The following is a 15,070-nucleotide window of genomic DNA, read 5'->3' on the forward strand; positions in this document are numbered from 1 at the left end:
CATATATTAATTCTATTGTTCTATTTTGCTATTATTTTCTAATAATAGTTCCATTTCATACATTGGAAGTGGCTTACTAAAATAGAAACCTTGAATTATATTGCATCCCAAATCTGCAAGTAAATTTATCTGATCTTTTGTTTCCACACCTTCAGTAATTATCTTATATTTTAAATCTTTTGATAACTCAACAATACTTTTAATTAGTGCTTTGCTTTTATAGTTCTTAATGTTATCTATAAAAGTTTTATCTATCTTCAATGTATTAATGGGAATATTAATTAAGTAACTTAAAGAAGAATATCCTGTTCCAAAATCATCTATTGCAATATTAATACCGCTCTCCATAAGTTCATTTAATACTTCTATTTTTTCTTTGCAAATATCTATTAAAGTACACTCTGTTATTTCTATCTCTAAAAAATTAGGAGGAACATTATATTTAGCACACAAATTTAATAAATTCTCTTTAAAATCTATTTTCCTCATTTGAATTGGTGATATGTTAACAGATATAGTGTCAAATTTATAGCCTTTATTCCTCCATATAAAAGCTTGTCTTAATACTTTATCAATAACCCAATCACCAATTTTTATTATATCGCCAGTATTTTCAGCAATAGGTATAAACTCAGCTGGGGAAACACGTCCAAGTTTAGCATTATTCCATCTTAAAAGTGCTTCCATCCCTACAATGTTATTGTTTAATGAATTAATCTGTGGTTGATAAAAAATATCTAATTCCTGCCTATTAATAACACTTTTTAGTTCACTCTTAATTAGTGCTTCTCTATAATATGTATCTAGTGCTTCATTGTTAAAAACTGTATAAGTACTTTTTCCTTCATGTTTGGATTTATGCATTGCAAAATTACAAAATCTTAATAGTTCATCAGCATTTATACTATTATCTGGGAAAATTGATATTCCCATACTTACACTAATATGCACTTTATCATCCATTATTTTTAAAGGTTTCTTCAAGTTTTTATAAATCTCATTACATATTTCTTCTATTTGTCTTATGTTATCAAATTCATGAACCAGAATTGCAAATTCATCACCATTTAATCTTGTTAATTCTGAACATTCTCCAATACATCTATTTATTAATTCAGAAAATAATTTTAAAATCGAGTCTCCTAAACAATACCCCAAATTATTATTTATAACCTTATAGTCATCAATATCTATATAAATAACTGCACCCTTTTTATTATTAATCTTAATTTTTTCTAATGTATTATTAAGTTTTTCAAAAAAATAGACGCTATTAGGAAGCTTAGTAAGAATATCATACTTAGCTATTAATCTTCCCTGTTTTTCAATTTTTATTTTTTGTTTCCTGTATATACTTTCAATGAATTTGCTTTTATCAAAGTTTATTAATTTTAATTTATATTGTTTAGTAGAATATATCCTTTTAACTTTATTCATAATAAATTCCTTATTAAATTAATACCACATTCCCTATATATTAAAAAAATTATTATCCCATTATCTACTTATCCATCCAAATATAATACTATTTATCATATTTTTGGTGACAATATTTTCCTTTTGACTTTTCTAATAACTAATTATAATATTTATTGGAACATAATAAATATTTTGTCTGATTAAATTGATTAATAACTTATTTATTCAACCCAAAATATGAAAAATTTATATATTTATCTATTTTAAGGATGACATTATTCTAAAATATGTATTAAAATTCAGTTTTTTTATACAATATTTACATATGCTTCAATATGTACTATAATAAAATTAGACAAAATATTTATAATGTATTATTATTTCGCAAAGGAGAATATACATGAGAGCATCTACTGAAACTAAAATCAAATATTTGACACAAAAAGAGGCCTTATCATTATTTAATTCAATAGCGAGTTCTGGTAGTTTACACTCAACACGTGATCTAGCTATATTTAGGTTAGCTTATAGATGTGGTCTTAGAGTTTCAGAAGTATCATTACTAAAATTACAAAATTATAATATGTCAAAAGGCGAAATATACTGTAGGCGTTTAAAAGGAAGTAATAATAACACTTTAAGACTCGACGAAAAAACAAAAGTTGCTTTGGATAACTATATAAATGAAAGTAATATAAAATCTGAGTCTCAAATTATTTTTACAAGTCAAAAAAATAATCCAATATCACGTCAAACCTTGGATTATCTTACAAAAAAATATTGTACTATGGCTGATATTGAAGATAAATCAAAACATCATTTCCATGCACTAAAACATACTACGGCTGTTCATTTGGCTGAATGCGATATGGATATTAAAGAGCTTCAATGGTGGCTAGGTCATAAGTCTGTTTCTAATACAGAAATATATTTTCAATTTACTACTAAACAGCAAGATAAAATGTATGAGAAACTTGAAGGAAAAAGTGAAATGGTATAAAGTTATTCCACTATAATTCTTTTAATAAACTATTTAGTTGCTATTAAAAATAGAGGATAATGTGTTATTTTGATTTCTGAAAAATCTATACAACACATTATCCTCTATTTATTTGTTTAAATTGAAATTATGTCAAAATACAAATTATTTAGTTATTTGGGCACAAATCTATAACTTAAAAATCTAATGTTAATTAGATTTCCCTACTAGAATCTAAAATCACGTTTTCCTTCATTTAATTTACTTAAATTTTCTTCAGCAATTTTTCTGACTTTTTCATTTGAAATCCTTGGAATCTCATTTTTAATCACTTCTTCACCTTTTCTTTTTGTATCTTCTGAAGCATAATCCTCTAAATACTCTTTTAAAGTCATAAGTGCATTTGGTTGACAACAATTTGCTATTTGTCCAGACTTCACAAGACTCATAAATCTATCTCCTGTTCTTCCTTCTCTATAGCACGCAGTACAGAAGCTTGGAATATATCCAAGTTCAAGCAACCAATTTATTATTTCATCTAAAGTTCTATCATCACTTACATCAAATTGAGCTGAATTATCTTCTTCCTTTTCCTTTTCAGCATATCCTCCAACACTTGTAGATGATGCTCCACTTATTTGAGAAGCTCCAAGCTTAAGCACTTTTTCTCTTGATTCTTGAGATTCTCTAGTTGATATAAGAATACCAGTATACGGTACTGAAATTCTAAGTACTGCAACTATTTTAGCAAATATATCATCTGAGATTCCATTTGAAAAACTCTCTGGGTCTATATCATCAGCAGATCTTATTCTTGGTACACTAATTGTGTGTGGTCCAACTCCCTTAGCTGTTTCTAAATGCTCTGCATGCATAAGTAATCCAACAAAATCATAACGGTACATATTTAATCCAAATAACACTCCAATTCCTACGTCTTCAATTCCACCTTCCATAGCTCTGTCCATTGCTTCTGTATGATAAGCATAGTCATGCTTTGGTCCTGTTGGATGAAGCTCTTCGTATATATCTTTGTTATATGTTTCTTGGAATAAGATATAGGTTCCGATTCCTGCATCTTTTAATTTTGTATAATTTTCAACAGTTGTTGCTGCAATATTTACATTAACACGTCTTATAGCACCGTTCTTATGTTTTATACTATAGATTGTCTTTATACTTTCAAGTACATATTCAAGTGGAGAATTTACTGGATCCTCCCCAGTTTCCAATGCAAGTCTTTTATGACCAAGATCTTGAAGTGCTATTACTTCCCTTTTAATTTCTTCTTGAGTAAGTTTCTTTCTTGTTATATGCTTATTTTTATGATGATATGGGCAATAAGTACAACCATTTACACAATAATTAGAAAGATATAACGGAGCAAACATTACTATTCTGTTACCATAAAATCTTTGTTTAATTTCGTGCGCAAGTTTATACATTTTTTCATTTTCATCTTCTAATTCACATTCAAGTAAAACTGCTGCTTCTCTATGGGTAAGTCCCTTGCAATCCTTAGCTTTTTCTAAAATCTCATTAATTAGCTCTCTATTGTTTTTATTTGCCTTAGCATATTCAAGACTTTCTAAAATTTCCTTGTCATCAATAAATTCTGTTGCTCGATTTGATTTTACATTATACATATATTTATCTCTTCCTTCTTTAATTAAATTTTTTCTGTTACCTCTTTGGGTGTCTCTAAAGGTGCTCATAAGATAAATTTTTTTATTGAATGTATTTTTATTAGCTTATATTTTTTTGAATAGGAATGAACTTAATGTATAGCTCTATTTTCCAGTTTTTGAATAAACTGCTTTAACACTTATTCCTTCAATCATACCTAGTTTTCCAGATAATGAGCTTATAACATCATTAGTAGCATCTATCACTACGCTTATAATACTGATATCCTTTTCTCTATAAGGTATTCCCATTCTGCCGATAATATATTGTCCATATTCATGCAAAATAGTATTTAATCTTTCTGTAACATTGGTGTCTTCTACTATAATACCAATTACCGCAATTCTTGTATCCATATTAATTATTTCCTTCCAAAAAAATAATCTCTGCGCAAAAAAGGCGCAGAGATAGTTTATTTAAAGCTATCTTATAATACCGCCTTATCATTTGGGACTAACCCTCATAAAATTCAGAACGATTTCTTTTTTATTAATCTTTCTTCTTAGTTTTACCTTCAAAGTCAGATTATATTATCATTTTATCACAAATATATCTTATAGCAAAGCTTTAAAATTAAAGCCATAATAAGTAGAATTCACTACCTATTATGGCTTTATTAACTTTATGGATGTGAAATAAAATAACAAGTCGTTAATAGCAAAATACAATCCCGCCATCATCTGCATATATTGTGCTTAATCCACCCGCTTCAAATATTATTACATCCTTAAAATCATATCTATTTTTAATTTCTACTTTAAGACTTTCTGCTTTCTCTCTGCAATTTACATGTGTTATTCCAAGTACTTTATTTTTTAAATCTGTGCCTTCTTCTCCAACTATGTCAAGTAACCTATTTAAAGCCTTTTTTCTGCCTCTTACTTGCTCTTTTAAAATTAATTCTCCATCTCCGTTATCACACATTATAGGAACAACTTGCAATAGATTACCTATAAAAGCCTTCTTGCTACTTATTCGACCATTTTTAGCTAGGTTGTCCAATCTTTCTGCAAATAGGAGTGTCTTCATTTCTTTTATGTATATATTAACTTCTTCAATTATTTGATTAGTATGCATTTTTTCTTCTATAAGTTCCTTTAATTTTAAAACTACTAAACTAGCTCCTGCAGTTGCTGTCTTACAATCAAAAACATGAACAGAGCTTTCTGGAAATTCTTCTTTTAACATTTCTTTTGCTACCATAGCACTATTATATGATCCACTCAATTTTTCAGAAATTGTAACAACAAAATTATTTTTACATTTCTTAAACGATTCCAAAAATTCATGTGGTGAAGGACATGATGTTCCTATTTTATTCTTACTATTCTTCATCTTTGTAATTAATTCACTTTGTTCTAAATCTAAATCTATAATTTCTTCATTATCAATGATAATTTTAAATGGTATTCTTTCCATTATCTTTTCGTTATCAAATACTTCATTGTTAAAATCAACGCATGAATCCATTACTATTTTAGCATCCATTGTATTCCTCCATTTTTCATTTAGCTATACTTTCAATATCTTATCTCTTATTATTTTCTAATTATTAAACATATATTATTTAATCTTCATTAGCACATTCAAAAAAATAACAAGTCAATATGTCGTCTATTTCGTCTTAAGACGAGTTAAACTAAATTATATATTAATTTTTTTATTATTAATAGCTATTTTTCGTATATTGTGTTCCCTAAATTAATATTTTAGATAAAGTTCTTCAATAAATGACAAAAATAGAAAGCAAGTTTTGCAATTTTAAAAAATTATTTATTGCAAAACTTGCTTTCATTACTATATTATTTGTTTATTATTATATATGTGTATGTAAAGTGATAATTATAAATTACTTCTTTTGCTTTGAATATAAATCAAATACTACTGCGAATAGTAATACGAAACCTTTAATGGCTTGTTGCCAGTTATTATCAACTCCCATTAAAGACATACCATTGTTAAGAACTCCGAGTACCAGTCCTCCAACAACTGCTCCCATAATTCTTCCAGTACCACCAGCTGTAGATGCACCACCGATGTAACAAGCTGCTAAAGCATCTAGTTCAAAGTTGACACCTGCTTTGGGTTGTGCTGAGTTAACACGAGCTGCATAAGCAAGCCCTGCAACTGCTGCTAATAGTCCCATATTTACAAATACTAAGAATGTAGTTTTATCAACTTTGACACCTGATAGAGCCGCTGCTTTTTTATTACCACCAACTGCATATACTTGTCTACCAAATACTGTTTTAGTTGTAATAAATGAATAAATTGCTATTATTATTCCTGCAATTACTAATATATTAGGTATTCCTTTATAAGATCCTAATACAAATGTTGCAGCAAGAATTACTATAATTATAGCAACATTTTTAGCAATAAACGATGTATTATTTTCAGCTGTAAAATTGTATTTTTGAAGTTTATTTCTACCTTGTACATTTTTAAATACCATAATCACTGCCAGTATAATACCAATAATTAGTGATGATCCAACTAAATAACCTTCACCCATTTTTAGATAAAATAGTGGTGGTAAAAATCCAGATCCTAGGTTAGCAAATGATGTTGGAAATGGTGCAATTGTCTTACCATTTAATATTATCATTGTAAATCCTCTAAAGATTAATTGACCAGCTAAAGTTACTACAAAGCCAGGAATTAACTTATAGGCAATCCAATATCCTTGAACACCTCCAACAACTACACCTATTAGAAGTGATATAATAACAGATAGTACAGGGTTTATTCCCCTATTAACCATCACAACCCCTGCTACTGCTCCAATAAAGGCACAAACAGAACCAACTGCAAGATCAACAGTACCTACAATAACTACCAGTAGCATACCTACTGCAAGAATAAGTACATATCCATTTTGTTGAATTAAATTTGTTATATTAAGTGGTTTTAACATAATTCCTTTAGTTAAGATTTGAAATATAATTACTACTGCAAGCAGTGCAATAAACATACCATTTTCCGTCATAAATTTACTTAATGAACTTTTTTCAATTTTTTTATTTTCTTCTTTATCATTATTTTTTACAATTTTTGCTTCACTCATTATACTGCCTCCTCATTTTTTGCTGCAACTATTTTACTCATAATAATTTCTTGAGTAGCATCTTTTCCATCTAGTTCTCCTATCATTTTTCCTTCATTCATAACATAAATTCTATCGCTTATTCCAAGAACTTCTGGCAATTCAGACGAAATTACAATAACAGCTTTTCCTTGAGCTACTAAATCATTTATAATTGTGTATATTTCATATTTTGCTCCAACGTCAATTCCTCTAGTAGGTTCATCAAGGATTAATATGTCTGGTTCTGCATAAATCCATCTTGAAAGTATTACTTTTTGTTGATTACCGCCGCTTAAGTTACCTGTAATTTGCATTATGCTTGGCGTTTTTATATTCATGGATTTTCTAAATTCTTCTGCTGCCAAAATTTCAACTTGTTCATTTATAACGCCTTTATTAGAAATTTTATTTAACGAAGCAATGGTAATATTATGACGTATATCATCAATTAAATTTAAACCCGCTTCTTTTCTATCTTCAGTTACATAAGCAATACCTGCATCAATTGCATCTTTAACTGTTTTTATATGAATTTCTTTACCGTCTTTTATAAGAGTTCCAGAAATTTTTTCTCCGTATGTTCTTCCAAAAATACTCATTGCAAGTTCTGTTCTTCCTGCACCCATAAGTCCAGCGATTCCAAGAACTTCGCCTTTTCTTACATTTATATTTACATTATCAACCATTTTTCTATCTGGATAGTCTGGATGATAAACATTCCAATCTTTCACTTCAAATAATATGTCTCCTATTTTAGGAATTCTCTTTGGATAACGATCTGTAAGTTCACGACCTACCATGCCTTTAACAATTCTATCTTCTGATATTTGTCCAGTAGATGCGTCTAAGGTTTCAATAGTCGCTCCATCACGCAATATAGTTATAGAATCACAAACTTTTGAAACTTCATTTAATTTATGTGAAATCAAAATAGATGTAATTCCTTGTTCTTTCAACTCTAACATTAAATCTAATAGATGTTCACTATCATCATCATTTAATGATGCTGTCGGTTCATCTAGAATTAATAATTTTACATTCTTTGATAATGCTTTAGCAATTTCAATTAATTGTTGTTTACCAACACTAAGTGTATTGACAATAGTATCTGGATCTTCATTCAATCCAACTTTTTCAAGTAATTCTTTAGTTCTAATTCTTACCTCATGCCAGTTAATAACTCCATATTTTGCAACTTCATTTCCAATAAAAATGTTTTCTGCTATGCTAAGGTAAGGACTTAAAGCTAACTCTTGATGTATAATAACTATCCCATCAGCTTCACTATCTTTTACGCTTTTATATTTACAAGCTTTCCCATTATATAAAATAGCTCCTTCATATGTTCCATAAGGATATATTCCACTTAGAACTTTCATTAATGTAGATTTACCTGCTCCATTTTCTCCACAAAGAGAATGAATTTCTCCAGATTGTACTTGTAAATTAACATTATCTAATGCTTTTACGCCTGGAAATGTCTTAGTTATATTTATCATTTCAAGAATAATATCATTACCCTTTAACATATGTTACGTCCCTCCTTATTTCAATTATAGTGGCAATAAATTGCCACTATAATTGTTATAATATAATTCTATTTAGAAAGATCTGATTCTTTTATATATCCTGAATCAACTAAAACTGTCTTATAATTAGTTTTGTCTACTGAAACTGGAGTACATAGATAAGATGGTACAACTTTTACGCCATTGTTATAAGTTTTCTCATCATTAACTTCTGCTTTTTTTCCATTTAAAACTGCATCAACTGTCTTAACAGCTTGAGCTGATAATAATCTTGTGTCTTTAAATATTGTTTGTGTTTGTTCACCAGCAACAATAGATTTAACTGTTGCAGTTTCTGCATCTTGACCTGTAATTACTGGCCATGGAAGATCCTTAGATCCATAACCAACACTTCTTAATGCTTCTACAATACCACGGCTTAAGCCATCATAAGATGAAAATACAGCATCAACCTTTTTACCAGATGCGTAATTAGCTGTCAATAAATTTTCCATTCTTGCTTGTGCTAAAGCACCATCCCATCTTAATGTACAAACTTCATCAAATGTTGTTTGTCCTGAAACTACAGTTAACTTTTTAGAATCTATATAAGGTTTAAGTACGCTCATTGCACCGTCATATAACATATGTGCATTGTTATCATCTGGAGAACCTGCAAATAGTTCTATATTAAATGACTTACTTGCATTTTTTAGATCTAATGATTTTTCAATGTATTGACCAACTTGAACACCTACAAGTGTATTGTCAAAAGAAATGTAATAATCTACATTTGGAGTATTTTTAATCAAACGGTCATAGGCAATAACAGGAATTCCTGCGTCCTTCGCTTTTTGACAAACATCAGTTAAAGACTCACCATCAATATTTGCAATTACTAAAGCACTTACACCTTTTGTAATTAAGTTTTCAGCTTGTGATACTTGAGTTTCTACAACATCTTCTGCATATTGAAGATTTGTAGCATAACCAAGGTCTTTTAATCCTTTTACCATATCATCTCCATCTTTTATCCAACGTTCTGAAGACTTAGTTGGCATTAGAATACCAATTGTTTTTCCATCAGACTTTGTTTGCTTTGAGTCTGAAGCAGAACTACCCTTATCATCTGCGCCGTTTGGAGCAGTAGTTGATACCCCACATCCTGCTAGTGATCCTAGAAGTGCCATTGATAATAACATTGCCATTAATTTCTTTTTCATAATTATTTCTCCCTTCAATCTCCATAAATTTGACTTTAAATTTATATTTTCTTTTACTCTATTTAACCGTTATCATTTGTGATAAATTAAAATAGCCTAAAAGGTAATATACTAGATTAATTAAAACATCTATTACTTTACATTCCATATCTCTAATTTCAAGTAAATCTTTTCTTTTTGATTACGTTTTTATTGAATGTAAATGTTCTTATATCTATTTGTAGAAATTGTATGATAATTCAAAGATAACTAATACAGCCATAATATTTGCATATTTATTACTAATATTAAACTTATACTCCGCATTTCTTTTCTTATATACCATTGGGATACTTACACCTAAAATGATAGCTATTCCAAATATTAATAGCATTGCAAAAGAAGAAGTAAGAACACCCATATCAATCATAACGAAATATAGTAATAAACCTGGTGCTATCAAATAGTACAATAATTTGTTACATAAAGTAACGTGCTTTTCATTCATTAAATCATCTCCAATCTTAATAGATATTATTATTTCACATTAAATTGATATTATTCTTTTAATTTGAATATGAAAAATGTAATATATACTCTTTATATATGTTCTACGATATATATCTTGTAAGTACAACAATATTTTTTTAATTTCTTACCGGACTAAAAATTTTCGTTTCCTCTTTCTTTACATATCCAGCATGCTTATATCAAGTAAGTAATAGCCTATTTCATCATCTCCATTCTCTTTCATCTAATAAAACATGCTATAAGTTCTTAATATATTATAACTTTATGAAATAATACTTGTTAAGACGTTGTACGTACTTGATGTTTTTATTATATATCGTTTTCATCATTATATCAATAGTTTTTCATTTTTTATTTAATAAATAGCTATAATCCGCTAATATTCTTTTCATTTTAATATTATATGTATAATATTTTTGTATTGTATCAACCCTGTACATACATCTAAATCTCATTTGTATTTATAAAATTGTATACTAATATCTGTATTTTAATATGTGGAAAAAATATTTACTAATACTTTGATATACATAAGCTTCATATTTCTTCGCTAGATGATGTTTCTCCTTAAATTCCTTACATAAGACAACCGTCTCCTAGTTAACGATCCGAAAAGAAGCTGTCGCTCCTGATTCAAACTTAATTAGGAGCGACAGCCATTCAAGTGTATTATAATAAATATCTATTTAAGGTTATCTATTGCTGCTCTTTCAATAGCAAGTCCTTTGGTATATCGCTTCATAAATTCGTTAAATCCTTCAACATCCTTAGGATCTGGATCTATCTTTGTACCAATTTTTCCTGCAAATACTTTCTTTGTGAGATAATCCTCTAATGTCTCATTCTCCACTTTGTTTAGCATATATGATGCAAGTATTGCAATCCCCCATGCTCCGCCTTCTCCAGCAGTTTCCATAACAGAAACTGGAGCATCCATTGCAGCTGCCATGATTTTTTGTCCTACATCTTTAGTCTTAAATAATCCACCATGACCTAAAATTTCATCTAATTGAACTCCTTCTTGCTTAAGAAGAATATCCAAGCCAGTTTTCAATGCACCTAATGATGTAAATAAATTAACTCGGATGAAATTAGCTAAGTTGAATTTACTTTCTGGTGAACGCACAAACAATGGACGTCCTTCTTCAAAATTAGTTATATGCTCACCTGAAAAATAGTTATAAGCTAATAAGCCACCACAGTCTGAATCTCCTTCAAGTGCCTTATTATATAAAGTTGCAAATAATTTATTCATATCAACTTCCATACCCATTGCTTCTGAGAATTCTTTAAATATTCCAACCCATGCATTAAGGTCTGAAGTACAGTTATTACAGTGAACCATAGCTACTAGGTTACCAGTAGGTGTTGTAACTAAATCTATTTCTTCATATACCTTTGATAAGTCTTTTTCAAGAACAATCATTGCAAATACAGATGTTCCAGCTGAAACATTACCAGTACGTTTTGCAACACTGTTAGTTGCAACCATACCTGTTCCTGCATCACCTTCTGGAGGACAAAGTGGAATACCTGGTTTCAACTGTCCTGTCACGTCTAAAAGCTTTGCTCCTTCGACCGTAAGAACACCAGCATTTTCACCTGCTACCAAAACCTTTGGAAAAATTTCGCCAAGTTTCCATGAGAAGTTTTTAGAAGCAACCAATTCATCAAACTGCTCTATCATATGTGCATTATAGTTTTTTGTATCTATATCAATAGGGAACATTCCAGATGCTTCACCAACACCAATAACCTTTTTACCTGTTAGTTTCCAATGTATATATCCTTCTAAAGTTGTTTGAAAATTAATATCAGATACGTGTTCTTCATCATTTAATATAGCTTGATAAAGATGAGCAATGCTCCATCTTTGAGGAATATGATATTTAAACAATTTTGTTAATTCTTCTGAAGCGTTTTCAGTAATAGTATTACGCCATGTACGGAATGGTACTAAAAGTTCTCCATCTTTATTAAAAACCATATAACCATGCATCATGGCACTAAATCCGATTGCGCCTATATTTTGAAGAGTTACTCCATATTTTTGTTTAACATCTTCAGCCATATTCTTATAACTGTCTTGTACACCAGTCCAAATATCGTCTAAGCTGTAAGTCCATATATTGTTAACATATCTGTTCTCCCAATCATGACTACCAGAAGCAATAGGTTGGCTATCTTCACCAATCAAAACTGCTTTAATTCGAGTTGAACCAAATTCAATACCAAGTACTGTTTTACCATCGATGATGGCATTTTTTATATTATTGATTTCTAGACTCATAAAAAAACCTCCATTATATATATTAATTTTGTTTGAATCGTTTACTTTCCTAATATTAAATCAATCTACTTTTAAATGAAAGCAAGTCATGCAGATATATAATTTTATTAAATGCAAAACTTGCTTCAATTATTCTATTACTAGTTACAATATAATCTTGTTTGACAAAAAAAGTTCCGTATTGCAGCATAGCTGCTCTTTTTATATGTGCACACTTTTCCTAATTTATATAATTATTTTGTTATTCTCTTTTATATATTATTATTATTTTTGCTTAGGTTATTTAGCTGCAACTTTAACTGCTTTTTGTACAACATTTTCTACAGTAAATCCAAATTGTTTAAATAATGTATCTGCATTTCCTGATGCTCCGAAAGTATCTAATGAAATAACATCTCCATCAAGACCTACATATTTATGCCATCCAAAACTTGTTAATGCTTCAACAGCAACTCTTGCTCGAACTTTATTTGGTATAACTGATTCCTTATAAGCTGCATCTTGAGCTTCAAATAATTCGAATGATGGCATACTTATAACTCTTGCATCTATTCCTTTAGTAGCTAATTCATCAGCTGCTTTAAATATTAATTCAACTTCTGAACCTGATGCCATAAGAAGTACATCTGGAATCTCCTTCTTAGAATCTTTAAGGATATATCCACCCTTTAATGCTCTCTTAGGGCATCCATCATATAATGGCAATTTTTGTCTTGTTAAAACTAATGATGTTGGTGTTGTTCCATTAGTTACAGCATAATACCAAGCTGCTGCAGTTTCCTTTGAATCAGCTGGTCTAAATACTGTCATATTTGGCATACTTCTAAGTGCTGCTAATTGTTCTATTGGTTGATGAGTTGGACCATCTTCCCCAACACCAATGCTATCATGAGTTAAAACATAAGCTACAGGAAGATTCATAAGAGCTGATAATCTCATAGCACCCTTCATGTAATCACTGAATACGAAGAATGTTGAACAGAATACCTTAAGTCCACCATGAACATACATACCATTAACTATAGCTGCCATTGCATGTTCTCTAACTCCAAAGTGAAGGTTTTGTCCGCTTCTGTCTGTATCTGAGAAATCTCCTTTGCCAGCCATATAAGTTTTATTTGAAGGAGCTAAATCAGCTGATCCTCCTATTAAATTAGGAATTAATTTTGCTAATCTATTTATCAATATTCCTGAAGATTCTCTTGTAGCCATTTCTTTATCAAAGCCCCAGAATTCTTCATTATTTAATAAGGCTTCTTTATCTATTTCTCCACTCATCCATGCAGCATATTCTTTTGCAAGTTCAGGGTACTCTTTAGAATATTCACTGAATAATTTATTCCAAGTTGATTCTTTTGAAACACCTTTTTCTATGTGTTCATTCATATTTGTATATACTTCATCTGGTACATAGAAAGCTGGTTCTGTCTTCCAACCTAAGTTTTCCTTCATTGCAATTACATTTGCAGCACCTAGTGGCTCACCATGAGCTGATGCTTTTCCTTGTTTTGCGGGACATCCAAAACCAATTTGATTTTTGACTATTATAATTGAAGGTTTTGAAGTTTCTGCTTTAGCTGCTTCTATTGCACTTTCTATTGCATCTATATCATTTCCATCAGCAATTTTTAATACTTGCCAGCCATAAGCTTCATATCTTTTAGCTACATCTTCTCTAAATGCTATATCAGTACTTCCTTCAATTGAAATATTATTTGAATCATACAATACAACTAATTTTCCAAGTCCTAAAGTTCCTGCAAGTGATGATGCTTCTCCTGAAATTCCTTCCATAAGGCAGCCGTCTCCACATATTGAATATGTATAGTGATCAATTACACTATATTTTTCTTTATTAAACTTTTCTGCAAGATGTGCTTCTGCCATAGCCATACCTACTGCATTACATATTCCTTGACCAAGTGGTCCTGTTGTAATTTCAACACCTTTAGTATGACCAAACTCAGGATGTCCTGGAGTTAAACTTCCTACTTGTCTAAAGTTTTTAATGTCGGAAACCTCTACTCCGTATCCAAATAAATGTAATAATGAATATTCAAGCATTGATCCATGTCCTGCCGATAATACAAATCTGTCTCTATTATCCCAAGTTGGATTTTTTCCATTATGGTTCATCTTTGCCCATAAAGTAAATGCCATAGTTGCTGCTCCAAGTGGAAGTCCTGGATGACCAGACTGTGATTTTTCAATTGCATCTGCTGAAAGTACTCTTATTGCATTAATAGATAACTTATCTAATTCTCTACTCATTTTTTTCCTCACTTTGCATTATTTATTTTTTATAATATCTGCCTAAATCCGCATTCTACAAGCAAATTCTAAAATTCTGAAATTCTTAAGTTCTTA

Annotated in this window: 11 protein-coding genes; 1 reads left to right on the forward strand and 10 read right to left on the reverse strand. The window is 29.8% G+C overall.

The window, feature by feature from the left end; genetic code table 11:
* Window positions 1-12: 12 nt before the first annotated feature.
* Window positions 13-1,437 carry a putative bifunctional diguanylate cyclase/phosphodiesterase gene (locus psyc5s11_RS24210; RefSeq protein WP_224035019.1) on the reverse strand — a complete coding sequence of 475 codons (1,425 nt, stop codon included), beginning with the start codon at window positions 1,435-1,437 and terminating at the stop codon, window positions 13-15.
* A 382-nt stretch (window positions 1,438-1,819) separates the two neighbouring features.
* Here psyc5s11_RS24210 and psyc5s11_RS24215 point away from each other — a divergent pair, with 382 nt between their 5' ends.
* Window positions 1,820-2,419, forward strand: a complete 600-nt coding sequence (locus psyc5s11_RS24215; protein WP_224035020.1) for a tyrosine-type recombinase/integrase — start codon at window positions 1,820-1,822, stop codon at window positions 2,417-2,419.
* A gap of 206 nt (window positions 2,420-2,625) precedes the next feature.
* On the opposite strand, the gene hydG is transcribed toward psyc5s11_RS24215, so the two are convergent.
* The 9 genes from hydG to tkt all read right to left on the reverse strand — a co-directional run bounded on the left by hydG (window position 2,626) and on the right by tkt (window position 14,974).
* The gene (gene hydG, locus psyc5s11_RS24220) at window positions 2,626-4,044 is read right to left on the reverse strand and encodes a [FeFe] hydrogenase H-cluster radical SAM maturase HydG (RefSeq protein WP_224038260.1); all 1,419 of its coding nucleotides are present in this window, start codon (window positions 4,042-4,044) and stop codon (window positions 2,626-2,628) included.
* A gap of 144 nt (window positions 4,045-4,188) precedes the next feature.
* Window positions 4,189-4,440, reverse strand: a complete 252-nt coding sequence (locus tag psyc5s11_RS24225) for a TM1266 family iron-only hydrogenase system putative regulator (RefSeq protein ID WP_224035021.1) — start codon at window positions 4,438-4,440, stop codon at window positions 4,189-4,191.
* Between the two features lie 295 nt (window positions 4,441-4,735).
* A complete protein-coding gene (locus tag psyc5s11_RS24230) occupies window positions 4,736-5,572 on the reverse strand; it encodes a DegV family protein (RefSeq protein ID WP_224035022.1) in 837 nt (278 codons plus the stop codon).
* A gap of 361 nt (window positions 5,573-5,933) precedes the next feature.
* Window positions 5,934-7,151, reverse strand: coding sequence for a multiple monosaccharide ABC transporter permease (mmsB, locus tag psyc5s11_RS24235; protein WP_224035023.1), 1,218 nt, complete (start codon window positions 7,149-7,151; stop codon window positions 5,934-5,936).
* Entirely contained in the window at window positions 7,151-8,701 is a 1,551-nt protein-coding gene (gene mmsA / locus psyc5s11_RS24240; protein WP_224035024.1) for a multiple monosaccharide ABC transporter ATP-binding protein, read from the reverse strand. The genes mmsB and mmsA overlap by 1 nt, the downstream gene beginning before the upstream one ends.
* Window positions 8,702-8,769: 68 nt before the next feature.
* Window positions 8,770-9,903, reverse strand: coding sequence for a multiple monosaccharide ABC transporter substrate-binding protein (gene chvE / locus psyc5s11_RS24245; protein WP_224035025.1), 1,134 nt, complete (start codon window positions 9,901-9,903; stop codon window positions 8,770-8,772).
* Window positions 9,904-10,117: 214 nt separating this feature from the next.
* Window positions 10,118-10,390, reverse strand: coding sequence for a hypothetical protein (locus psyc5s11_RS24250; RefSeq protein ID WP_224035026.1), 273 nt, complete (start codon window positions 10,388-10,390; stop codon window positions 10,118-10,120).
* A gap of 705 nt (window positions 10,391-11,095) precedes the next feature.
* Complete coding sequence (locus tag psyc5s11_RS24255; protein ID WP_224035027.1) at window positions 11,096-12,703, reverse strand: xylulokinase; 1,608 nt, start codon at window positions 12,701-12,703, stop codon at window positions 11,096-11,098.
* Window positions 12,704-12,982: 279 nt separating this feature from the next.
* Window positions 12,983-14,974 carry a transketolase gene (gene tkt, locus psyc5s11_RS24260; RefSeq protein ID WP_224035028.1) on the reverse strand — a complete coding sequence of 664 codons (1,992 nt, stop codon included), beginning with the start codon at window positions 14,972-14,974 and terminating at the stop codon, window positions 12,983-12,985.
* Window positions 14,975-15,070 lie beyond the last annotated feature (96 nt).

The sequence above is a fragment of the Clostridium gelidum genome (genome assembly GCF_019977655.1).
GTDB lineage: Bacteria > Bacillota > Clostridia > Clostridiales > Clostridiaceae > Clostridium > Clostridium gelidum.